We start from the raw sequence: 21,631 nt of genomic DNA, 5'->3' as shown, positions 1-21,631 counted from the left end.
TGGTTCAGTTCAGTTGAATGAGCGCAACCTCGATGAATCGCTTCACCTGCTCGGCCTTCATGCCGCCCCGGACACAGACCACATACCCCATGGCTACCCCCACCAGATAGTCGGCATACATTTCAACGTCCAGATCGACGGAAATCTTGCCGCGTTCTTGCGCGCCCCGGAGCGCGTTCCTGAAGGCGGCCCGCATCCGCTCAAAGTGATGGTTCATCCGTGTAACGAGCGCTTCGGTTGGTGCAGCTATCTCCACCGCGCTGTTGCCAATCAAACATCCCAAGTGCTCTTGCGGCGTTCCCAGACGGTTGAGCAGCATCGCAAAGTATTGGCTAATCGCTGGTGTTGAGGCATCTGACCGCTCCATCGGCCCTAACATGACAGTGATGGTGGTGTTGGCATAGTGATCTATCGTTTTGAGAAAGAATTCCTGCTTGTCGCCGAAGGTGCTGTAAAGCCCATAACGGTTGACTCCGGTGGCCTGAACCAGATCCTCATAGGAGGTTTCGGTAAAGCCTTTCTCCCAGAAGACCATCATCGCCCGATCCAGGGCCGCCTGGGGATCAAATTCTTTGTTGCGTGGCATGGTTGGCTCCCTATTCCAGAATATGTATTCTGGAATAAGAATAAGCAGAAAAGGCGGATTTGTCAAGCGGCCATTTGAGAGGAATGACCATCCGTCTTAGTCTATCGGGGCTTCGTTAGAAGACGGTAATAATCACAAAGAGAGGGTAGTACTTCCCAAAAAAGGACTAAATGCTAAGCCGCCTTCTCCACGTAAGAATGAACGACCAAATTATGCCATCCAGATATCGTCTCCCAGGACCACCGCTATCGTCTGAAGAAGAACATCAACGTCAAAGGGATGTTCAATCGAGAAACAAGACGTGGGTTCATTGTGGACCCAGAGTTGATGGGTTCTGAGCAGGAGCATTGGAAGTGAGGAGAGTTCTTCGATGGCATGAAGCCGCTCGTGGAGGGCGATGCCAGTCATATCAGTCAATTGGAAGCCAATGATGAGCAAGTCTGGGCACAACTGCGGCACAATACGAAGCGCCTGCTCTCCTGTAGAGACACGAAACACCTTACATGAAGTTGCTTGCCAGACCACTTCTTGGAGGAAGTCAGCAATGGCATCATCACGCTCGACGATCACAATTTCTTTCCTCGATGTTCTCTGAGCCTTCTGTGCAAATCCCTGTTGCTGTCCCATCAATACGCTCCTCCCTAAGATGTGATGTTTCGCTCGACTCGTGAGAGAAAGGCAGCCAGATACGAAAGCAGCTTCCCTTTTTGATCTCACTTGCCACCGTAATCTCTCCCTGATGCGCTTGTGCAAACAGGCGTGCCAGCGAGAGTCCGATGCCTGCTCCCAGCTTCCCTCGTGACCTGGTTGATCCCGCACGATAATGACGCTCAAAAATATGGGGCATATCCGAGGGGGCAATCCCAGGACCTGTGTCTGTGACGCAGATCATCGCCCATTGCCGCTGGCACCCATTCTGCTGATCTTGCACGTCCAACGGAATATCCTCAATCTCTGTAACTTCTAATCGCACGTGCCCTCCAGAGGGGGTATAGACCAGCGCGTTATCGACAATATTGAGCAGCATCTGCTTGAGGAGATCTCTTTCTCCTCTGACCCACACCTGTTGCAATTGCCCCAATTCCACCGTGACCTGCTGACTAAGAAATCTAGCCTGACGCGCGATTTCCACCAGCAGCAGATCCAACTCCACCCGCTGGGCGCTCTCAACTGCGACGTGTGGCATAATCCCGACATCTACCCGAGCCATCTCTAATAAATTACTGACCAGATGGGAGAGGCGGATCAGTTCCGCGTGGATTTGTCGCACATCACGGCCGACCTCGCTGTCCAGGTCCGGATTCATCAGCAAGACCGCAACTTGTCCACGAAGTGCCGTCAGAGGAGTTCGTAACTCATGGGAGACATCGGCCACAAAATTGCGTTGCAGGGTAAAGCTGGCCTCTAAGCGTTGGGACATCTGATTAAAGGCTTCTGTCAACAGTTGCACTTCCCTCATCTGCCCTTTCGGTTCTAGACGGACTCCCAATCCTCCCACACTCAAGGTGCGCATCTGGGCACTGAGCAAGCTTAAAGGCCGCACCTCTCTGCTGGTCAGCACAAAACTCATGGCATAGGCAATGAGCAGGGCGCATACACCTCCCAGACACAGGACAAGCGCGAGCAACACTTCTACCTGATGCACTCCATCGAGAGATCGACCGATCTGAGCCACAGCGATTGGGTGATGATCGAGGTTGAGGACAGGCATAGTCACAATCCGTACGGCATTGCCTGCTCGATCATGATAGGTGGCCCACAAGGTTTGCCCGTGAACAGCGGCCTCAAAATCCTCCTGGGTGTAGTGGATACGTACTTGCTGCAAATTGGGAGAATACTGCAACGGTTTTCCTGTGTTGACATCAAAGAGCTTAATATACAAATCATCGCTGCTAAACTCATCCTGCTGCATGCCCTGTGCCAGTTGTTCAAATAAATCCCGATTGATTGGGTGTCCTGTAAGCAACCAGATGCGCGTTGTTCCTTGCAGCTTTTCTCCTTGCGTCAGCAGCCGTTTATCCAGGCTGCTTTGCAGATTGTAGCTCACAACGGTATAGACGACGGCACCAAGAAGGAGCAGGGTCAACAGGAGAATCAGGACATTCCAGAGCGCCAGTCTCACCCGCAGGGAACGAGGGGCCTTGATATGAGCAAGTGCGCGAAAGATGGCCCACAGTTGCCTTGTCATGATCCTTCTCCTCTCCTTCACGCTTTGAGTAGATAGCCCACGCCGCGCACTACATGGAGAAGATCCGCTTTCCCTCCCGCATTTAGCTTGGAACGCAGTGTGTTAATATAGACCTTGATGACTTCAAGACCAGCTTCGTTATCATAGCCCCAGATCCGTTCAAAAATCCGTCCTTTCGTTAAGACATGACCAGCATGCTGCGCCAGCAGTTCGAGTAGCTCGTATTCGCGCCTGGTGAGAGCTATCGGTTCTCCTGCTCGCCAGACCTTCTGTTCAGCCGGATCAATCACCAGATCCCCGATCTCGATGGGCACTGAGAGATGCTCTGTCCGTTCGACGCGACGTAGGGCTGCTCGTATGCGTGCGACCAGTTCTTCAAAATCGAAAGGTTTGGTGATATAATCATCTGCTCCACTCTCTAACCCCAGAATTTTATCGCTCCGCTCGTCTTTGGCAGTGAGCATTAAGATCGGTAAGCTCCTTCTTCCAGCAACGCGAAGCGCCCGACAGACCTCAATGCCACTCATATCAGGTAAGAGAATATCGAGCAACACCAGGTCCGGTCCATACATGGCAACCAGGGAAAGAACTTCCGCTCCGGCCGTTGCCGTCAGCACATCAAACCCTTTATAGCTTAGGCCACGCTGGAGAAATTGCAAAATAGGTTGTTCATCTTCTACCACCAGTATGTGCTTTTTCATAGCTTCCTCGCTCTCACATTACACCAGCAACTCTTCGAGCGTCGAGAGAAAACGCTCCAGTTCAGATGACAGCTCTCTCGCTTCTAGAGATGGAAGATTCACATAACGAGCAAAACGCTTCCTCAAAGGACTGAGAAAAGCAGGAATATCTGCACATCTCCTTGCGGTATGGAGTTGCTCGTACAGTGCAAAGCCGCTTTTTTCGACCAGCTCATAATCAAGTAGAAACAGATCAGGTTTGACCTCCTCGACGACCCGCAACGCCTGTTGTTCGTGGAAGGCAAGAAGAACACGATGTCTTGTTTCTCTATCAATCACTTGTTGAAGAAACGAGCCGACCTGCACATCAGTTGTGACTAACAAGATCAAATGCAGAGATCGCGTCTTCTCTTGCGAAAAGGACTCGTGAGAGTGTAACATAAAAGCTCCTTGCAATTCAGCCATAACGGTAACTAGGAGAGAGAACACTCTCCTCTCAGAAAAGCGTTTCCAGAAGAATGCCATCTTCGTTCCCTCTTTTCAAAAAAGATACGGGAATCATTCCACGAGAGCCGAAGGAGGAAACAGAGGGCGACGCGCTCGCAATCCGGTGCGCAAACGAATGCCCACCTCATCATCCGTGAGTAAGTACCAGCCGCCAGCATCTCGCTGGATGGAGCCTGTAATCCAATAGCCCATCACAGCAATTTCGATCTGCTCATTCATTTGTAAGGGAGACCCACTGATCTCTAACCATTGGTATTCATCTGTACAGATAATAACTCCAGAGAACCAATCACTGCCCTGCATATCTATACAATCCCCTCAGTGTTATGGTATGTCTTATGTGTGCCCAATCAGACCATTTTATTTATCTCGTAGAAGAAGAGGTTACAAAAGAAGCATTTCTCATCTGGGAGGCTGTATCAGGACTCCTTATTCGGCAGCCAGATCGTCTTGCTCCTTTTGCTCAGCAGCACACACGCAGAGGAAACATGATCCCGTTGAGGCTCAGTATACAAGCAGAGAGTAAAGAAATGGTAAAGGGATATTGGCAAAACCCACGGGGCGGTCGAAGAGATCTCGTGGCGAAAAGACAACATGTGTGTTTTTACCTAAGTACAAACGATCATAAGTGCTTTCCGAGTTTCTGCTCAAGCTTTTCAACAGTGTAGGTCCACTTGATCGGTTTGGCTGTTTGGTTGTAGTAAGCGATGTACTCATAAAGAGAAGCTTCCAGAGCGTCAGTGCTGGGAAAGTGATTGGGCTGCAAATGTTTGCGTTGCAGCAGGCTGAACCAGATTTCGATCTGATCCAACCAGGAGGCATTAGGCGGTAACCAATGTACCTGGAAGTGCAGTTGCTCTTGACCGACACGTTCTTGCTCGCGGAGCCAGCCTTCTAACCGCTTGGGGGCATGCGTGGTTCCATTGTCGAGAATGAAAATCACGGTATGCACCTGACGACGGGCCGCTTCGGGAATGATCTTCTGTTGCACAAACGTTTGGAAATCGACAAAGCATTTGCGGCTTCGACAGGTTCCGTAGACTTTGCCATCAGCCACAGAGAGTCCAGCAAACAAATGTCGTGCGCCACGACGATGATAGCGCGCTTCGTGAAGCGCCAGCTTGCCAGGACGCGCTGGACGAGGAGGCTGCTCGCCCTCGCGTGCTTGAATGGACGTTTTCTCATCCAGGCTGAGCAGCCAAATACCCTGGCGCAAAAGGGCTTGGGCCTGGCCGTAGTTGTGCAAGACCGGACGAGCTCGTTGCAAGAAGGAGACAGGATCATGAATGTGCTGCCAGGCGTGATAGCGCCAGGGGCGAAGCCGTTCGGCTTTGAGCCAGCGACCCACCGTACTGGCCGAGATGTGAGGCAGGGTGGGATCTTGGGCGACGCGTCGAGCTAAGTCAGCCCGGCTCCAGCGCGAGAGCGGCACCTGTTCCTGTTTGGGCAAGCTACAGGCGATGGCTGTGACTTGCACGCGCACCTGAGGGGGAAAAACGCCTCGGGGCTCCACTGCGAGGCGCATCAACCAGGGAATGGGTTTTGACCCAGCGCCCGCGCCATGCACGCACCGTGCGATCTGTGGTGCTCACCGCTTCGGCGATCTGTTGATTGCTCTGTTCGGGATGGGCATGGGCTGTCAGAATAATTCGTGCTCGCATTGCCAGCGTCTGTGGGGTGCGATGAGCTCGCACAAGTTGCTGAAGCTGCTGGGCTTCTTCGACGGTTAACGCGATTGGATAAGCGGGTTTGGGACCTCGCATGGACTTTTACCTCCCAAACCCAGCCTATCCTTTCTCAGTGGCCTCGTCAAACTCGGAAAAATGGACGGTAGCTTGCAATAGCGTTATATTTCTCGAAGCGATGCCGCCTGTTCTTGCGTCCAAGTCAGTGCCACCTGGGCAAATAACTGCGTTCCTGGGGAGGCTGTGGAACGCTCGCGAACGGCGAGTCCAATCGGCACATCTTGCGCAGGATTGAGCGGAAGGGCCAGGACCCCTTCAAGCTTTCGCGGAAGCATCATACGCGGCAAAAGCGTGATGCCAAGACCTTCGCGGACCATTGCCACGATGGTGGCGCTGTCGCTGGCTTGATAACGGACATGCAGTCTGGCCCTGCTCATCTCAAAGCTCCTCATCTCCATCAACTGAGATGCGCATCCAGCTTTTGCCAGAATCAACTCTTCTCCACGCAGTTCCCCTGGATGCACGGCGTTTTCTGTATGGAAACGATGCCCTGCTGGAACGATCACACATAACTCGTCAGTCGCAATCCGTGTACTCTCAATTCCACACGCGGAATGGAACACGAAGCCAACATCAATGGCACTGTTTCCAAGCCACTCGCTCACCTCTTGCATGGTGCCTTCAAAGAGGACGACTTCAATCTCGGGATACAAGGCTCGAAAACGCATCAAGATGCTGGCAAGGATCTCTGGACACAGGGAGTGAACGGTCCCCAGTCGAAGTTTTCCTGAAATCTCGCCACGAAGCACTTGTGCTTCTTGTTCAATGGCCCCGGCCTGTGCCAGGAGCGCACGCACACGCGGAATGATCTTTTGACCGGCGGGAGTAAGTGCGACCACCCCTTTGCGGTTGCGTTCCAGGAGAGTCACCCCTAACTCGCTTTCAAGGGCAGCCAGGGCGTGACTCACCGTCGATTGCGTCAAGTCGAGCGTATAGGCAGCTTCAGTAAAGCTTCCTGTTTCGACAAGCGCTACCAAACACTGAAGTTGTGAGAAGTTCATATGGGCAACTTTCATAAGGGTATGGTCAAGATGATTTGCGTGCATTGTAGCAGATCCGGTATACTCCTGGCAATTGACCGTCTCTGGGAAGAGACCAGGAAAAAGTGAGGAACATCGAGATGAAAAGTCTTGATGGGAAAGAAGAGAGAACAACCAATGAGCACCTTTACCACAGAAGAACAAGCCTATTTCCAAAGTCAGCGCCTCGGCAGGCTGGCAACCGTCAGCGAGAAGGGAGAACTCCATGTGATACCCGTGACCTTTCACTACAACCCTGATGAAAACAGTATTGATATTGGCGGACATGATCTGGGACAAACCAAGAAGTATCGTGATGCAGTCCGTCATGGGCGTGTGGCCTTTGTTGTTGATGATGTTTTGCCCTCTGGGCAAACGCGGATGATCGAAGTACGTGGGACAGTTGAAGCACTGCTGGAAGGCGGTCAAGCGATTGTGGAAACCTTCTCGCCAGAGATGTTGCGCATTCTCCCTACACGGATCATTTCTTTTGGTTTGAGCAGCGACACCGTTCAACCTGGTCAAGCCAGAACAGATTTTTCCAGTCGCAAGGTACACGAAAAATAGAGATGCCAGGGACCAGTGTCCCTGGCATCTCTTGCAAGAATTCCAACAGAGAGGGATTTGTCACTTCCCTCTCTTCTCCCAACCTGTATCAAACTGATCAGCGAGACCAGTACTATTGAACAACTTGAGCGGAAACCCGGAAAGCGCTTATGATCGTTTGTACTTAGAGTGTGTTGGCAAAACGACCGCCGATAGCACTAACAGCATGGGCAGTGGTTTCTCCAGCGGCAACAGTTGGCGAGAGGATGTATTCATGAAGGGTATGTGGAATGCGCAAGACGAGAAAAAAGAGCGCATTACTCACGAACAACGAGATCACAAGCTGATCGGAGAAGCCTGCAAAGACCTGCCCTGCAAAAAAACTTGCGAGCATCCCACCGCCTTTTGTGTCATTCGCAGCTATTTGTCTACCATGCGAAAGCAGGGGCGATCCATGCTGGCTGCTCTGGCTGCCGTTTTTCACAGAGCGCCCCTCCCGGTCGCATGGAGTCCTGGGTAGCAGCCTTTTTGTTCTGTCTTCTCTCAGCTTTACAGAAGATATCGACTTGTTTTTTTGTTTGCACTGTACTATCTGGAGGCGGCGTGATACGACGATGAGGAGATCATGAGCGTTCGGTGAGGACTCTGTGTGGTCATTACCCCTATGATCGGGCATACTGTAGCAGTGACGATAACAACCAGTATATGTCTGAATACAATGCATCAAAAAAGAGGATCTTGTGATGAAACATACTCGTTCTCTCTTATTGCTCACCATCGCCTGTCTCTGCCTGCTCCTGACGGCCTGTGGCTCAACGCCAGCTCAGAGCCACATAACCGTCACGCCCAGGGCCACGCGCACAACACCCGCTTCAACAAATTGCCCGCCAGCCGGAACAGGCCGTGCTGCCACTATGCCTCCGCTCTCGCAACCGCTCGGTCACCACCAGAACCTTGTCTATATCAGCGATGTCGATGATCAGCCAACCTCTGGCTCTCTGGTACACTATGACGTGACCACTGGCAGCAAAACGACGATCCTCACGCTCAAAAATGCCAATATTGCAGAGGCTCAGCTTTCAACGGATGGGCAATGGATACTCTTTACGGACCAGATCTATAATCCCGCCATACACTCCTATGGGGTGCAAATGCTGCAACTGATACGTATCGACGGCAAAGCTCTGCAGACGCTCTATTGCGCTCCGCAAGGCACGGCGTCGTTGATGCTCACCTGGTCGCCCGATCAGCAGCACGTGGCCTTCTTTGGTGGTAAAAAAGAGGGTGATTCGTTTGCCGGGGTCTCAACTTTTGATCTGCACACAGGCAAAGTGCAGCTGGTCCTGGATGACCCGTCCGGGCTGGCTACACTCTTCTGGAAGAATGATCAACAGTTATATATCCGCTTCGCTCAAATGATCCCCACGAGTACGCTGTATATGCTGGATACCACTCGCGGCCCCAATCAACACGTGAAAGATCTTACGCTCGTCTTTCAGCAGCAAACAAGCAAACCTTGCTGGAATGCGGCTGCCAGCTTTGATAGATCAACGTTGTTTATCAGCCAGTGCACACCTGCTCCAACTAACTGGTCAGGTGCGCCTTATCAACCGAGTGCGCCGAGCAGCGTTAGCCAGCAGGCCGCAACGGGTGGCTCGCTGCATACCATTACGACGACAAAGCAGCTCACTATCGTAGACGTGCACGCCGTCTCGCCCGATATGCTGCTCTTCAACGTGGCAAGCCCCATCACCAGGCGTGGAGAAACTGATAGTCGCGATGGTCTATGGAAAGTCAATACCGATGGCAGCGGCCTGCTCCAATTGATGCACGAAGGGAGCGCGAACGGCAACGGCAATGAAGAGCCTGCTTGGCACTATGTCTCGCGCGACGGCATGCTCTACGTTTACAGCATCTGGAATTGGGCGACGACCCAAAACACCTTGAAATATGGTTCTTTGAGCGGTGGCCCGACCACAGCGTTTGCCACCAGTAACAAGAGCGATAGCGCCACTATTGTTGGCTGGACTGTTCTGTAAATATATACGTCATCCCGAACCTTTCAAATGCTCGTTGCCTGATAGCTCACCACCCACACACCAAAACACCTGGCGGGCCAGAGGGGTATCTGAGCAGTTACAGAAAAGGAGGATACGTGAGTATGCGGATACTTCTCCTGTTGCTTTTTGCGAATCATGTGCGTTGGTAAATCGACGCCAGGCTTACTCGTCACGGCAGTGGAAAAACCGCAATATTTTCCTAGTCTGGGTCTATTACCCTAACTATTATAATAGAGCAAGGCGTTGGGCATGAGATACCATACAGCTTTTGCACAATATGAATTTTATATGATTTAGGAGCAATATATGCAACTTGTTCACCTCTGGGGAACGGAACGCCCCTCGTCGTTTTACCAACATGTTCTCCAGACTCCCCTGCGTTCATATACTGGTGCTCAGGCTCACTGGAAAGAACATTCCCTCAAAGATGAAATCAGGCAGATCACCAAAGCCTTCAAGTTTCGAGGGAATTGCTATCGACTCTTGTGTGCGCTCCCGACATCCAAGGTGGTAACAGCAGCATCCGCAGGAAGTCACGGATTGGGACTTTCAATAGCAGCGCGCATTCGTGGTATTCAGGCTCACATCTTTGTCCCTGACAACACGGTTCGCGCCAAGACTCAAGCGAAGGTGGATGATGACTATGAGCAGGAGTTTCACCAGGTGTATTACGATGAGGAGCGTGCTTCCTGGTTGGTCTTTCATTATGAGGATGTCCAACAGGTCCTGTTAGATCCACAGACCTTCTCCTCACAGCGCACATTCAATCCAGATGGAAGTATCGATCCGCTTGTCGATGGTGGTCTCATAGGTATGGACCCGCCACACCATCGGCACATGCGGGCATTCATTGCTCAGGCGTTTACGCCACGAGTGGTGGCGCAGTTTGAGCCACAGATCAGGGCGATTGTCCAGGAACTGCTTGACCAGGTGCAGCACAAAGGCACAATGGATTTCGTCGATGATTTGGCATTTCCGTCGCCTGTCCTCTTCATCGCCAAACTGTTAGGAGTTCCTGGTGGAGATCGAGAGCAGTTTCGCCGTTGGACTACTGACTTTGTCGGACCCGATTATGAACTCCGCAAGGAGACGGCAAAGAACATAGCCGACTACTTTCAGGAGATCATCAAGCAGCGTCGTCGAGAACCACGCGAAGATGTGATGACGAAATTGCTCCAGGCGCAAGGAGATAGAGAACATTTGCACGAACAGGATGTTCTGGGAACCTGCCAGCTGCTGTTGATCGCAGGACACGAAACGACGACCAGCCTGTTGAGTAATGCTCTTGTTTGTTTGGACGAGCATCCTGAGGTCCAAAGTCAGCTGGTTGAGCAGCCGGAGTTGCAGCCGGGAGCGATCGAAGAAGTGCGGCGCTACCGTGGGGTGGTCCATACAATGGTGCGGGTTGTGACCAAAGATACCGTCTTGTGTGGGCAGCCGATCAAAGCAGGCAATCTCGTGCTGCCGCTTTTCGCGTCTACTAATTTGGACGAAGCTCAGTAAGAAAGTTTTGAGCGGCTCTACCAGGGCCAGCCCGCACCACAACTGGGGACGCTCCATCAGGGTCTGCCCGCGTGGGAAGTAGGATACCCGCAGCCAGCTTTCCAGCAACTCGTCCAGCAGGGAAACATCAAGGGACCGGTCTTAGATATAGGATGCGGAACAGGAGATACCGTTTTATCCATGCCGCCGCAGGAAGTAAGCCGGGTTGGGAGGCAGCGGTAAGACCAATGTCTATTACTATTGATAGGAAGAGAAAGATACGATGAAAATCGGCTGGGTTTTAAATTTGTCAGAAGCCGTGCGTGGGTACGCTGAAGTGCGTGAGATGGCGTTGCGAGTTGAAGCTGACGGCCTGGACTCCATATGGATACCTGATCACCTTTTGTATCGCAGTTCTCCAGGTGAGACACGTGGGATTTGGGAAGCCTGGACTTTTCTGAGTTCCCTGGCAGAAGCGACAACTCGCGTGGAGTTGGGTCCCCTGGTCGCGTGTACTCAGTTCCGTAATCCAGCGATCCTGGCAAAAATGGCAATCACCCTTGACGAAGTCAGCCAGGGGCGGCTCACTCTGGGAGTAGGAGCTGGATGGAATGAACCCGAATTTCAGGCCTTTGGCCTACCCTCTGATCATCTGGTAGGTCGTTTTGAGGAAGCGTTGCGCATTATCAAACCGTTATTGCAGGAAGGCTCCGTTGACTTTCAGGGCACCTATTACCAGGCACGCGAGTGTGAGATCAAGCCACGTGGCAGACGTCTGGGTGGTCCACCTTTACTTATTGCAGGCTGGGGACCACGCATGCTTCGCCTGGTAGCACGCTATGCCGATTCCTGGAATACCGCTTACACACAGCCCTCCTTCGAAGAACCTTATGAGCGGCTTCTAGCGGCCTGTGCTGAGGAGGGACGAGATCCCTCTACATTAAAGATGACGCACGAAATTTTGCTTGACTTTCCTGATCTGAGAGATACGCCCATCCCATCAAACATTCTCAATATTTTGAGAGGATCAACGGAAGAGATCGCGAAGGCTCTGTTGCAGTACGAACAACGTAGTATAGAGCATATCATGGTTCAGTGTACTCCCTCTAACGCTGTCTCGCTCTCCCGTTTTCTTGCAGCGGTGAAGATGTATCGCTCTCTTCCTCGCAGTTGAGCAACAACTCCTCCTCATTTTCCAGGAGATGTTGCACTGTCTGTAAACGCTCGCGCGTTTCGCTGGTTTTAGGATGGTGTGGACCATATACATGCTCTCGGATGGTCAGTGTCCGTTGATAGAGGGCTCCCGCTGCTTGAAGTGCGCCCACTTCTTCATGAAAACGGGCGAAGCCATGCAATGTCCTGGCAAGATTGGGGTGGTTCGCTGTTAAGGTGTGTTCTTGGATTACTAACGTACGTGTAAAGAGTTGCTCGGCCTGCTCATAGTGGTGCTGGCCCCGGTACAGCTCTGCCAGATTCGTCATAACTTCAGCTGTCTTAAAATGCTGGGTTCCTAATTGCTCCTCATTGATCGCTAGGGCCCGACGGAAGTAGACTTCAGCCTGTCCATACTTCCCTTGTTCATAGGAAAGAAGGCCTAGATTATTTAGGGTCTCTGCTATCTCAGGATGCCAGATACCATACTGCTCCTCATAGATCGCCAGGGCCCGACGAAAGTAGGTTTCGGCCTGTTCGTGCTCCCCTTGCTCATTGTAATGACGGCCCAGATTATTCAGCGTTATGGCTGTGTCAGGGTGTTGAGTCCCCAACAGTTCCTCTCTGATTGCCAACGCTTGTTGATAGAAAGCTTCGGCCTGTTCGTACTTCCCTTGCTGTCTGTAAAGGACGCCCAGATTATTCAACGTCCTGGCTGTGTCAGAATGCTGTTCCCCCAACAGTTCCTCTCTGATCGCCAGGGCCCGGCGATAGTAGACTTCGGCCTGTTCGTACTTCCCATGTTCATAATAAATGCAGCCCAGGTGGTGGAAGCTGCTCGCTGTTTCAGGATGCTGAGCTCCCAACAGTTCCTCACGAAGATGGAGCGCTTGCTGACAGAGAGCTTCGGCCTGAGGAAAGGATGCACGAATATACAGATAGGTCCCTGCTCGATCCAACAAATCTGCTGCCTGCACGAACTGTAGCTGATGCTGCTGGATCAGCTGGGCGCAGGCTTGCGCCTGCTCCAGATAGCGCAGACACTGCGGCCAGGAACTGACATTTTCTCTAAACTGACGCGGAAAGAGATGATTGACGGCACACACGACACGCTCAGCCCACTGCCGTTGCTCCTCCGGGCTAAGCATCTCTACTTGCACGACCTGCACGAGGCGATGAATACTCAGCTGCTGCTCTGTTGCCAGCCGCTTGACCAGGGAAAAGCGCAAGAGGGCTTCCAGCGCCTGATCGAAGGTCAACGGATCTGTGACCGCCTCCTGAAGCAGCGTGGGCCAATACGCAGCCCCATCCCTGAGCAGTTCTTCAGGAATATGGTCTGGAGCCAAAAACGCGCACACTTGCAACAATTGGGCAGCGGTGGGGTTGGCTCGTTGGACGTTCTGAAAGGAGAGCAACCACGTGGTGGCGACCGAGTCGGGATAGTTCGTCGATTGCACGCCACGCCGGGCAAGCAAGATGCTCCGATGCCTGTGATAGAGGTGCAGGTAATGGGCAAAGGTGCATCTAGTCTCTTCAATATACGCCCCAGCCTGTTCGAGAGCAAGCGGAAAATGATCGAGGGCCACCACGAGCTGCTCCACCGCGCTCATCTCGTCATCGGCCAGTGGTTGCAAACATTGTGCTCGCCGCAACAACAAGCGTGTTCCCTCCAGGAAGCTCATCTTTTCCACGTCGATGGCGAGCCCCAGTGAGCCAACGGCTTGGGCACGGGTGGTCAGCAGGATGCTGCCGTTGCCATAGCGGGGCAGGTAAGGTGGCAGCAAGGAAATATCATCTGCGTTATCAAAGATCAAGAGCCAACGCTGGGGGCATTCCTCCAGCCAGCCTTTGAGCGCCTCCACCAGCCTTTGCTGGTCCGTCTCTTTTCTGGCTGCAAACTCTGGGAGCAGGTCGGCTAGCGCCGTGAAACTGGTCATCAGAGCTTCTGGACTGGCTGCATTGATCCAAAGAGTATGGGGAGAAGCACCCTGCTCCCGCATGCGATAGGCATATTCGACGGCGATCTGCGTTTTGCCGATGCCTCCCAGCCCAGTCAGGGCCTGCCTTTGGGTCAAGGCCACGCGACGCGTTGTGAGGGTCTCGTCCCCGTTTGCAGCGGCAAGGTGCTCGTCCAGGAGATCAAGCAGGTCGTCGCGCCCGGTAAAATAGGGGTTGCGCAGATAGGGGATGGTCCAGAGAGGAGCAGTGGGCACAGGCGGCAGGGTTTGCTCCTCGCCGGTGGCTTCTCGTGCCGAAGGAGGTGCTGGCAGTGCAGGCGCTTCTCTCAGTCCTAACTCTTCTTCGCTTTTGCCAAAAAGAGCCGTCAGCTTCAGACGGAAATAGGGACCAGGAATGGTCGCCTGCCGTTCCCATCGTTTCACAGTGGAAACGGTCGCTTCGACACGCTCTGCCAGTTCGCGTTGTGACCAATGGTGTTGGAGTCGTGCAGCTCGCAAAGGGGATGTGTTGCTGCTCTTGTTCGGTTCTTGCATCAGACACCTACCTCCTGAACGTATCAGTCCTTTGCTTGAGAAGCAAGGTAGTACCCAGTATAGCGGAGAGGGACAAGAAAGGCAAGAAAGGCAAGATGATCCCTCCAGCAAAAATGCCCCCTGAAAATGCCCCCACGTGGCCTTCTTCCTCCGCACTATCTTCATGTAAGCTCTTTCTTGTCATACAGATGATGAGAGTGAGTAAGAACAGTAATAAAGAAGATTATGGAAGTGTTGAGAAGACCTCTCGAAGCGAGAGCGGGGTGGGAACACCCTACCATCAAGCGCGCGAAGGAGTATCTGCGGGAGCACTACGCCGAGGAGGTGCCCCTGCAAGAACTGGCTGATGCGGTCAACATGAGCCCCTTTCATCTTGCTCGTCTCTTCCGCCAGATGGTTGGCCTGCCTCCCCATGCCTATCAGACGCAGTTGCGCCTGGCGAGTGCCAAAACATTGCTCGCGCAAGGGTACAGCGTGGGCTATGTGGCCCATGAAACCGGATTTTTTGATCAATCGCACTTCACGCAGCAGTTTCGGCGGCATTTTTTGCTGACCCCAGGAAGCTACCGCAAAACCGCGAGCTGTTCTTAGTTGGTCTCCCTTGAGTCGACTACCATGGAGCAATACAGAGCAGGAAGCGTCCTGATGGAGGACGTGCAACTGTAGTGCAAAATAGCAATATGGAGTGATATGTATATAGTTAGAAAGAATAAAACTCAGGAGGTGTTACAGATAGGTACTGATGGAATTTCCGAGTTAGAAGCGATAAGCGACGAGGCACTGATGCAAGCCATCGCCAGCGGAGATGTCTGGGCGATGGAAATGCTGTATACGCGCTATCATCGTCCCCTCTATTCGGTTGCCTATCGCATAGTCGCAGATCAGCAAGTGGCGGAAGATGTATTGCAAGAATCCTTTCTGGCGGTCTGGCGTCGTGCAGTTTCCTATCTACCTCAGAATGGCGAAGTACGGAACTGGCTCTTCTCTATTGTGCGCCATCGCGCGATAGACTACTTGCGTGGTTTGCGACGTCGCGCTGCGCTGCGTAAGGTTCCGCTGGAAGATGTGGAACACGACGAGCAGGTCGCTTTGCCCGATGTCTGGGACGAAACCTGGTTGGCAGTACAGTGTTCACAGATCCGCGAGGCACTGATAAGTCTGCCCAAAGAGCAGCGGCTAGTGATCGAACTGGCTTATTTTCAAGGCAGGACACAGGCAGAAATCGCCGAGAGTTATCAGATATCTCTAGGTACGGTAAAAGGGCGTATTCGTTCGGGGCTGTTGCACCTGAAACATATCCTGGAAAGCAAAGGGTTTAGTGATCCCATAGAGGCTCATTCTTGCTCACATCCATAGTACCTGGAATGACCAAAAACGATTCACCTCAACGGCTCAGGAGACGATCTCTTAACTGCTCAATGGTTAGCTCTCCTGTTTCCGTTTCTGATCTTTTTATCCATCTATCCATGGGAATAGTACATATGAATATCATGTATGTGCTGTCTTACTATTCAAATACCAAGGAGAAGAACTATGTTCAAACAAACGATGCAAGCGATACAAGTCCATGAGTATGGAGATGTCGATCAACTCAAGTTGGCGGTCGTAGCGCGTCCAGAACCACAAGCGGGCGAGGTGCTGGTCCGAGTGCATGCTGCCGGAGTCAACCCGATCGATTGGAAAGTTCGTCAGGGGCTGAGAAAACATCTGGTTCCTATGCAGTTTCCCTATATCCCTGGGATGGAGATTGCAGGGGTCGTGGAGGGGGTTGGCCCGGATGTGACGACGCTCCAGATCGAGCAGGCAGTCTATGGCCGCAGCACAACAGGGGCCTATGCGGAGTACGCGGTCGCAGCAGAGAGGATGCTTGCCCTCAAACCACAATCTTTGAGCTTTGATGAGGCAGCATCGATCCCTGTGGGGGCAACCACAGCTTGGCAAGGGCTATTTGAGTCTGGGAAGCTGGAAAAGGGTCAGCGGGTGGTGATTGTCGGAGCGGCAGGAGGGGTTGGCCTGTTTGCAGTGCAGCTTGCTAGCCAGAGGGGCATACACGTCATCGCGACGGCCTCCGGGGCCAATGTCGATTTTGTGTGTTCACTGGGAGCCGAGACCATAATTGACTATACCACGACGAGCCTTGCCAATGTGGTACATGATGTTGATTGTGTCTTTGATACCGTTGGGTCTACCCTTGAAACCTCGGCACAGGTTCTCAAGCGCGGTGGAATCCTGGTCGCGCTGTCAGGTCAACCATTGATAGAGCGGGCCAAAGAGCGTGGAATCCAGGTGGTAGCATCTCATACACAAATCGAGAGCGAAATGTTAAAGAACATCGCTCGCTTGATCGACGAGGGGCATCTCAAGACGGCGATCAAGGACACTTTCCCTCTAAGCCAGGCCAGCCAAGCTCATGTATTGGGTCAACAAGGACATGGGCGCGGACGTATTGTGTTGCATATTGCATAACCACTGTGGTCTAAGTGTTGCGTAAAACACAGAGAAGTCCTGGTGAGTCTGTTGGTTAGAGGGAAGAATGAGCAGGTTTGTTTATACTTCTCCAGGACCTCTCTGCTCTCATTTCAGCGGGCAAGTTCTTTTTGCCGTAATAGTCACTCGTTGAGAAAAGACGAAGGAGATACTCATAATGGATACACATGGAATACCATCGGATGCTGCTACGACAACAGATGCCAATGATGCTCTGCTGTTAGAGAAAGTCATTGACGCCGTGCATGACGCTGGCAAGCGATTGCTTGCGATCTATTCACCTGATGCACGCCCTGCCAACTGGAACGAGATCCTCGAAGCAGGCCGCCGCAACGAGGAGGCATCTCTTGATGGCCTTCGAGCTGCCCTGGAGGCAGCCCGCCCTCAGGCGCAGTGGGTGGATGACGACCAGGAGACGGTCTTGCTGCCGTCCGGCGAATGGTGGGCAGTTGATGCCGCGGAGGGTAGCGTCAATCACGTCCACGGACTGTCGGAGTGGTGCGTGAGCGCCACGCTTCTCCGAGACAACACCCCCGTCCTCGCGGCAGTGTACCAGCCGATTGGAGATCTGACCTATACCGCGATCCGGGGAGGCGGTGCCTATCTCAATGGGCGGCCACTGCGCACCTCGACCAAGTCCGACCTCGCAGTAGCGATTGTCACCACAGGTCAGGCCGAAGCTGGACAAGCAGAGACCTATCGACGTTTCGGAGATGCTATTACTGTTATGCTGGGCCATGCCTTGCTCGTCCGTGCGACCGTTCCCTCGACCTTCCCACTGTTCCTGATCGCCAGTGGCCATTACGATGTCTTCTGGCAATACGAGCCAGTCCTGCCCGGCATTGCCGCCGGTGCCTTGTTCATCACGGAAGCAGGTGGCATCGTCAGTGATATTCACGGCCACCCCTGGCGACCCGGCAGTCCCGACTTCCTCGCCGCCTCGCCCAAGCTCCACGCCGCCGCCGTAGAGGTTCTTTCAACGGTCGTTTAGCACCCGCTCAACAGGAGAGTGCCTGAGTGCAGCCCGTCCAGCGTTGGTTGCACTCAGATCAACTAAGCCATTTTTAGCGCTGTGCTGGCTACCGTGTGATGGTATCATTAGCACAATTTCGGTTATTCGACCTTCCCTCAAAACCTGTAATGAGATCACCGGAGTGAAATCGGTCAGCTAACAACTGAACAAGCCCAGGCCCTCGCCACGCTCCATCTTCTTCCTCTCTCTCAGCAATTAACCCCATTCCTACAAGCAAGTTGACAATATTTGCGTGATGGTAGCAGATCGATGGAAAACTTAGGATTGAGTAGGCGCAACCATTGGACAAGGGCCAATGTATCTTACTAGCAAGCCGTTTTTCCTAGACGCCTGAAATGCTCGCTACTCTGCCCCTGATGACAACTCATTATTCATCCTCAATAGTTATGGAGCAGGTTGGGTCTAGAGATCGGAACTGCGTGCAGCATGCCGTAACCATGATGGTGGGAGCACCTGCTTACGCTGCACGACCAGGATCAAGAAAATGGGACTTGTTACCAGACAGACCAGGAGTGCAACCAGTCCTGCCTCTGGCCCGAAGGGTTCCTCCAGTCCAGATTTGTGGCCCACTTATGGTTGAGGTGATAAGCGCTTTTGCTGAGTTGGATCCAGCGCCGGATATAGTTGCACCAAAGAACGGACCCTCAAAGAAATTCCAGGTCCGAGGAGGTGTGCAGGATGGAGCAAGCGCACAAGGTCGGAAAATTCACATAGTCAGAACAAGAACGTCGAGAGAACCTACCGCGTGACCAGGGTAGGCTCTCTCGACGTTCTTGTTCTTCAAAGGAGTATCTGAGGGAGGAGAGGGAAGAAGAAGAGTGGGCAATGGCTGGAATGGGAGAGGAAGCGGGAAGCCGACCGGGCCTGCGCGTAGCGGTGTTCTTGTAATGGAGAGAGTGTCTGTTAAGAGAATGTGTCTATGAACATCATCCTGGAAAGTGTGAGCGATCCGATCTGGCTCGTTGAAGTAGGCACGATGGTATTCGCCACCTTGATGCTGCTTCTGGTCACGAGAAATCAAGGCGTTCGTCTGGCCTGCACCCAGAAGCAAGGAGCCACTTGTATCATGCTGAGCATCGGTCCGGCGGCTGTGTTGTGCGTGGAGACCCCTTCTGGGGGCAACCCGTGCCCTAAACCAAGCAGTCACAGGTTGCTCCCAGAAGGGTCTCGGTTGGTATACAACCCCCTATGTGAGTCAGAGAACTATTTTCTAACAAGGAGAAGCCATGCAAGCAGAACATATGCTGGAAGATATTGCCAGGCAACTACTCATGGAGAAAGACCACCTGGAGCTTCCGTCGACGAATGACTTCGTGATACTTACCACCCGAGTCTTTGCTTTGAGGAAGCGCCATTTTCGATCTGGACTTTGCCGACTCCACTATCTCGCCGGCATGATGGTCGTCTTCATCGGAATCTTTGGACTTCCCGCAATGATGAGCACCTGTGTCAGGCAGAACCCGGCACAGGGGAGGGTGGGGACAGCAGCCGATGCTGCCGCCAACCCGGTTGGGATCTACCGGAGCGATGGCTACGGGTTCTTCGTCCAGATCGATCACGACAAACTGCTCCTGTCGCAGACCACCGCGATCAGTTGCTTCCCAGTCGCTGTGGCGGTCAGGGCGGCGGACACTCCGACCGGGACCAGGCAGTTCATCGTCGATGAGAAACGCTCGAAGCCTAAGTCTCTCCTCGACGTCACTTCGGGCCTGCTGACCGTCTCCGCAGGGAAGACAAAGGACGAAAAGCGGTTGCACGTGGATGGAGCCATCTCGGACATCGTGCTCGAGCGAGTGCCTGCACAGCCGAAAACGTGTGTCCAGCCGATGGTCAACACGCCCGTGAACAACTTCGACATCTTCTGGAACACATTCCGCGAGAACTACCCGTTCTTCAAGCAACATGGGTTGAACTGGGACGCTGTGCGCGAGAAGTTCCGGCCGCAGGTCACGCCAGCCACCACTCCAGCGCAATTGGAAGCCACCTTCGTCGAGATGATCAAACCGCTCCAGGATGCCCACACCGCTGTCAATCTTCCATCCCAACATCTGACCTTTACAGGTGAGCGACCCGACCCGCAACCGGTCACCGACGCAGAATTCAGGCAAGCCAACAGGATCGTCGACAGTCGGCTCGTCGGGAAGCGGCAGTCCTTTGCCAACGACCACATCTCATTCGGCCTCCTGCCAAAGGACATCGGCTACCTGGATATCTCTAGCTTCGACGACTACACCGACAGTGGCCGAAGCTCTGATGCACTGGACGCACTCAACCATGCGCTTGACGTCGCCTTCGCCAAGCCGTTGAATGGCCTGGTCATTGACGTACGCAATAATGGCGGCGGATCCGACGCCTACGGTGTGGCAGTCGCCTCCCGGCTTACTCGTCAGGGCTACGTCGCCTACGCGAAAACCGCCCGCGACGATCCCAATAACCCAAGCACGTTCACCGCTCCGCAATCGGTGACCGTCCAACCCAGCGCCAGGTCAAGCTTCCACGGTCCGATCGCACTCCTAACGAGCCGCTACAGCGTGAGCGCAGCCGAGACATTCACACAAGCACTGCTGGGCCGCCCGAACATCACCCGCATCGGCGAAAACACGCAAGGAGTCTTCTCGGACATCATGCTCCGGGTATTGCCCGACGGTATCACCTTCGGCCTCCCCAACGAGGTGTACACAACGGACGGGAGATCCTATGACGTGGTGGGATTCACACCAGACATTTGTACTGGGCTGGTCTTCAAGCGGACGAATCTCCGGGCAGGTTATGACCCAGAACTCGATGCAGCCATGAATGTCCTGACCCAGAAGGTTGGGCATCGGGATGGGGTTCTGCTGTAAATTCGCTCATTGCGTGGGAGGTTCGGTCTCTTCCGCGGAGCAATCCCCTACCGTGCTGAGATCCCAAGGGCTGACTCACTTTTTCTCTACCCTGGCAAAGCTTGAACTGCCTGTCCCAGCGGGTTACCATCTTCTTTCCACTTTTGGAGAAAGGTGAACCCTGGCAACTCAGGAAGATTCCCCACGAGGAGATCTTGGATTGGGTGTTTCAGGAGGGCGTTCGTCGCCTGACATATGATTCATTTGCGCGTCTCGCGTTAACGATCCACTACTACTGTGGGACACGTACGACGGAAACGTGCGATCGGGGAGAACATCGGGGGGCCGGTGCGTTTCGAGATCCAACAAAAGCGTTCCATACCGGTTGCCCCGGCGATAACTCCAATCGTCCACACCGAGAATCCGCACGGGTTGAGTCACAGCTTCAGGCTGTCGTTTGATCAGGCGTAAGAGCGTATCGTGACTGATCTGCATGGACAGGTCTTCAACCAAGCGGGCACCTGCTCGGCCTCGCAATCCGCGAAAGCAATGGCGGTGAGGACTTGCGCCACGCGTCCGTCCGGCGAGCATAGGCAGGAGCGCAGGTAGGCAAACGTTCACAGAAAATCTTCCGATGGCAGGCAGGATTCTCACAGCGAAAGCGCTGTACTTCGAGAACCCAATGCAGGGCTTGCCCGCACGTCGGCAGATCGGCCCATGTCCTGTTGTGACGAGAATGAACACGAGTCGCCTTCTGCTGGCGCAGAGGACAGGCCGCCTCCTTCGATGTGGAAGCAGCGTAGGCGGTGATCTCTTTGGTCTGCTGATCAAC

At 53.4% G+C, this 21,631-nt stretch carries 23 protein-coding genes; 9 read left to right on the top strand and 14 right to left on the bottom strand.

Annotated elements, in window-relative coordinates:
• Positions 1–4: 4 nt before the first annotated feature.
• The 9 genes from K3T83_RS01450 to K3T83_RS01410 all read right to left on the bottom strand — a co-directional run bounded on the left by K3T83_RS01450 (position 5) and on the right by K3T83_RS01410 (position 6,707).
• Entirely contained in the window at positions 5–586 is a 582-nt protein-coding gene (locus tag K3T83_RS01450) for a TetR/AcrR family transcriptional regulator (protein ID WP_220201214.1), read from the bottom strand.
• A gap of 210 nt (positions 587–796) precedes the next feature.
• The gene (locus K3T83_RS01445; protein ID WP_220201213.1) at positions 797–1,156 is read right to left on the bottom strand and encodes a response regulator; all 360 of its coding nucleotides are present in this window, start codon (positions 1,154–1,156) and stop codon (positions 797–799) included.
• Positions 1,140–2,774, bottom strand: coding sequence for a sensor histidine kinase (locus tag K3T83_RS01440; RefSeq protein ID WP_220201212.1), 1,635 nt, complete (start codon positions 2,772–2,774; stop codon positions 1,140–1,142). The genes K3T83_RS01445 and K3T83_RS01440 overlap by 17 nt, the downstream gene beginning before the upstream one ends.
• A 17-nt stretch (positions 2,775–2,791) precedes the next feature.
• Positions 2,792–3,475, bottom strand: a complete 684-nt coding sequence (locus tag K3T83_RS01435; RefSeq protein ID WP_220201211.1) for a response regulator transcription factor — start codon at positions 3,473–3,475, stop codon at positions 2,792–2,794.
• 18 nt (positions 3,476–3,493) lie between these two features.
• The gene (locus tag K3T83_RS01430; RefSeq protein ID WP_220201210.1) at positions 3,494–3,895 is read right to left on the bottom strand and encodes a PleD family two-component system response regulator; all 402 of its coding nucleotides are present in this window, start codon (positions 3,893–3,895) and stop codon (positions 3,494–3,496) included.
• 117 nt (positions 3,896–4,012) lie between these two features.
• Complete coding sequence (locus tag K3T83_RS01425) at positions 4,013–4,264, bottom strand: DUF5348 domain-containing protein (protein WP_220201209.1); 252 nt, start codon at positions 4,262–4,264, stop codon at positions 4,013–4,015.
• A gap of 319 nt (positions 4,265–4,583) precedes the next feature.
• Complete coding sequence (locus K3T83_RS01420) at positions 4,584–5,438, bottom strand: IS630 family transposase (RefSeq protein ID WP_220201208.1); 855 nt, start codon at positions 5,436–5,438, stop codon at positions 4,584–4,586.
• Positions 5,413–5,724 (bottom strand): hypothetical protein, encoded by a 312-nt coding sequence (locus K3T83_RS01415; RefSeq protein ID WP_220201207.1) that lies wholly within the window; start codon positions 5,722–5,724, stop codon positions 5,413–5,415. The genes K3T83_RS01420 and K3T83_RS01415 overlap by 26 nt, the downstream gene beginning before the upstream one ends.
• Before the next feature lie 83 nt (positions 5,725–5,807).
• Complete coding sequence (locus tag K3T83_RS01410) at positions 5,808–6,707, bottom strand: LysR family transcriptional regulator (protein ID WP_220201206.1); 900 nt, start codon at positions 6,705–6,707, stop codon at positions 5,808–5,810.
• A gap of 156 nt (positions 6,708–6,863) precedes the next feature.
• On the opposite strand from K3T83_RS01410, the gene K3T83_RS01405 reads away from it, so the two are divergent.
• Positions 6,864–7,292: a PPOX class F420-dependent oxidoreductase gene (locus tag K3T83_RS01405; RefSeq protein ID WP_220201205.1), complete on the top strand. Its 429-nt coding sequence runs from the start codon at positions 6,864–6,866 to the stop codon at positions 7,290–7,292.
• Between the two features lie 163 nt (positions 7,293–7,455).
• Here K3T83_RS01405 and K3T83_RS01400 read toward each other — a convergent pair whose 3' ends face one another.
• On the bottom strand, positions 7,456–7,755 hold the full coding sequence (locus K3T83_RS01400; protein WP_220201204.1) for a hypothetical protein: 300 nt from the start codon (positions 7,753–7,755) through the stop codon (positions 7,456–7,458).
• 259 nt (positions 7,756–8,014) lie between these two features.
• Here K3T83_RS01400 and K3T83_RS01395 point away from each other — a divergent pair, with 259 nt between their 5' ends.
• From K3T83_RS01395 to K3T83_RS01385, 3 genes are all read left to right on the top strand, one after another.
• Positions 8,015–9,310 carry a TolB-like translocation protein gene (locus K3T83_RS01395; RefSeq protein ID WP_220201203.1) on the top strand — a complete coding sequence of 432 codons (1,296 nt, stop codon included), beginning with the start codon at positions 8,015–8,017 and terminating at the stop codon, positions 9,308–9,310.
• A 327-nt stretch (positions 9,311–9,637) separates the two neighbouring features.
• Positions 9,638–10,834, top strand: a complete 1,197-nt coding sequence (locus K3T83_RS01390; protein WP_220201202.1) for a cytochrome P450 — start codon at positions 9,638–9,640, stop codon at positions 10,832–10,834.
• A gap of 262 nt (positions 10,835–11,096) precedes the next feature.
• Positions 11,097–11,987: an LLM class flavin-dependent oxidoreductase gene (locus K3T83_RS01385; RefSeq protein ID WP_220201201.1), complete on the top strand. Its 891-nt coding sequence runs from the start codon at positions 11,097–11,099 to the stop codon at positions 11,985–11,987.
• Here the strand turns inward: K3T83_RS01385 and fxsT are convergent.
• Complete coding sequence (fxsT, locus tag K3T83_RS01380; protein WP_220201200.1) at positions 11,920–14,457, bottom strand: FxSxx-COOH system tetratricopeptide repeat protein; 2,538 nt, start codon at positions 14,455–14,457, stop codon at positions 11,920–11,922. The two genes, K3T83_RS01385 and fxsT, sit on opposite strands and share 68 nt — an antisense overlap.
• 231 nt (positions 14,458–14,688) lie before the next feature.
• On the opposite strand from fxsT, the gene K3T83_RS01375 reads away from it, so the two are divergent.
• The 4 genes from K3T83_RS01375 (at position 14,689) to K3T83_RS01360 (ending at position 17,935) form a co-directional block, all read left to right on the top strand.
• Positions 14,689–15,048: a helix-turn-helix domain-containing protein gene (locus K3T83_RS01375; protein WP_220201199.1), complete on the top strand. Its 360-nt coding sequence runs from the start codon at positions 14,689–14,691 to the stop codon at positions 15,046–15,048.
• A 99-nt stretch (positions 15,049–15,147) separates the two neighbouring features.
• Entirely contained in the window at positions 15,148–15,813 is a 666-nt protein-coding gene (locus tag K3T83_RS01370) for an RNA polymerase sigma factor (protein WP_220201198.1), read from the top strand.
• 177 nt (positions 15,814–15,990) lie between these two features.
• Entirely contained in the window at positions 15,991–16,923 is a 933-nt protein-coding gene (locus K3T83_RS01365; protein ID WP_220201197.1) for an NADP-dependent oxidoreductase, read from the top strand.
• A 178-nt stretch (positions 16,924–17,101) separates the two neighbouring features.
• Positions 17,102–17,935, top strand: a complete 834-nt coding sequence (locus tag K3T83_RS01360; RefSeq protein ID WP_220201196.1) for an inositol monophosphatase family protein — start codon at positions 17,102–17,104, stop codon at positions 17,933–17,935.
• Positions 17,936–18,683: 748 nt separating this feature from the next.
• Here the strand turns inward: K3T83_RS01360 and K3T83_RS01355 are convergent.
• The gene (locus K3T83_RS01355) at positions 18,684–19,124 is read right to left on the bottom strand and encodes a hypothetical protein (protein WP_220201195.1); all 441 of its coding nucleotides are present in this window, start codon (positions 19,122–19,124) and stop codon (positions 18,684–18,686) included.
• A 79-nt stretch (positions 19,125–19,203) separates the two neighbouring features.
• Here K3T83_RS01355 and K3T83_RS01350 point away from each other — a divergent pair, with 79 nt between their 5' ends.
• Positions 19,204–20,820 carry a S41 family peptidase gene (locus K3T83_RS01350; RefSeq protein WP_220201194.1) on the top strand — a complete coding sequence of 539 codons (1,617 nt, stop codon included), beginning with the start codon at positions 19,204–19,206 and terminating at the stop codon, positions 20,818–20,820.
• 168 nt (positions 20,821–20,988) lie between these two features.
• Here K3T83_RS01350 and K3T83_RS01345 read toward each other — a convergent pair whose 3' ends face one another.
• A complete protein-coding gene (locus K3T83_RS01345; protein ID WP_220201193.1) occupies positions 20,989–21,420 on the bottom strand; it encodes a hypothetical protein in 432 nt (143 codons plus the stop codon).
• Positions 21,305–21,565 carry a transposase family protein gene (locus tag K3T83_RS57715; RefSeq protein WP_373324569.1) on the bottom strand — a complete coding sequence of 87 codons (261 nt, stop codon included), beginning with the start codon at positions 21,563–21,565 and terminating at the stop codon, positions 21,305–21,307. Before K3T83_RS57715 ends, K3T83_RS01345 begins: the two co-directional genes overlap by 116 nt.
• Positions 21,566–21,631 lie beyond the last annotated feature (66 nt).

It is taken from the genome of Reticulibacter mediterranei, from assembly GCF_016587455.1.
The sequence above is the reverse complement of the archived record's forward strand: the minus strand, read 5'-3'. Positions and strand labels throughout refer to the sequence as shown.

What these genes read in the sequence shown, in the direction of transcription:
- K3T83_RS01450 (WP_220201214.1), bottom strand. Translation starts at nt 586, where the DNA reads ATGCCACGCAACAAAGAATTTGATCCCCAGGCGGCCCTGGATCGGGCG.
- K3T83_RS01440 (WP_220201212.1), bottom strand. Translation starts at nt 2,774, where the DNA reads ATGACAAGGCAACTGTGGGCCATCTTTCGCGCACTTGCTCATATCAAG.
- K3T83_RS01435 (WP_220201211.1), bottom strand. Translation starts at nt 3,475, where the DNA reads ATGAAAAAGCACATACTGGTGGTAGAAGATGAACAACCTATTTTGCAA.
- K3T83_RS01430 (WP_220201210.1), bottom strand. Translation starts at nt 3,895, where the DNA reads ATGTTACACTCTCACGAGTCCTTTTCGCAAGAGAAGACGCGATCTCTG.
- K3T83_RS01425 (WP_220201209.1), bottom strand. Translation starts at nt 4,264, where the DNA reads ATGCAGGGCAGTGATTGGTTCTCTGGAGTTATTATCTGTACAGATGAA.
- K3T83_RS01415 (WP_220201207.1), bottom strand. Translation starts at nt 5,724, where the DNA reads ATGCGAGGTCCCAAACCCGCTTATCCAATCGCGTTAACCGTCGAAGAA.
- K3T83_RS01410 (WP_220201206.1), bottom strand. Translation starts at nt 6,707, where the DNA reads ATGAACTTCTCACAACTTCAGTGTTTGGTAGCGCTTGTCGAAACAGGA.
- K3T83_RS01405 (WP_220201205.1), top strand. Translation starts at nt 6,864, where the DNA reads ATGAGCACCTTTACCACAGAAGAACAAGCCTATTTCCAAAGTCAGCGC.
- K3T83_RS01395 (WP_220201203.1), top strand. Translation starts at nt 8,015, where the DNA reads ATGAAACATACTCGTTCTCTCTTATTGCTCACCATCGCCTGTCTCTGC.
- K3T83_RS01390 (WP_220201202.1), top strand. Translation starts at nt 9,638, where the DNA reads ATGCAACTTGTTCACCTCTGGGGAACGGAACGCCCCTCGTCGTTTTAC.
- K3T83_RS01385 (WP_220201201.1), top strand. Translation starts at nt 11,097, where the DNA reads ATGAAAATCGGCTGGGTTTTAAATTTGTCAGAAGCCGTGCGTGGGTAC.
- fxsT (WP_220201200.1), bottom strand. Translation starts at nt 14,457, where the DNA reads ATGCAAGAACCGAACAAGAGCAGCAACACATCCCCTTTGCGAGCTGCA.
- K3T83_RS01370 (WP_220201198.1), top strand. Translation starts at nt 15,148, where the DNA reads ATGTATATAGTTAGAAAGAATAAAACTCAGGAGGTGTTACAGATAGGT.
- K3T83_RS01365 (WP_220201197.1), top strand. Translation starts at nt 15,991, where the DNA reads ATGTTCAAACAAACGATGCAAGCGATACAAGTCCATGAGTATGGAGAT.
- K3T83_RS01360 (WP_220201196.1), top strand. Translation starts at nt 17,102, where the DNA reads ATGGATACACATGGAATACCATCGGATGCTGCTACGACAACAGATGCC.
- K3T83_RS01350 (WP_220201194.1), top strand. Translation starts at nt 19,204, where the DNA reads ATGCAAGCAGAACATATGCTGGAAGATATTGCCAGGCAACTACTCATG.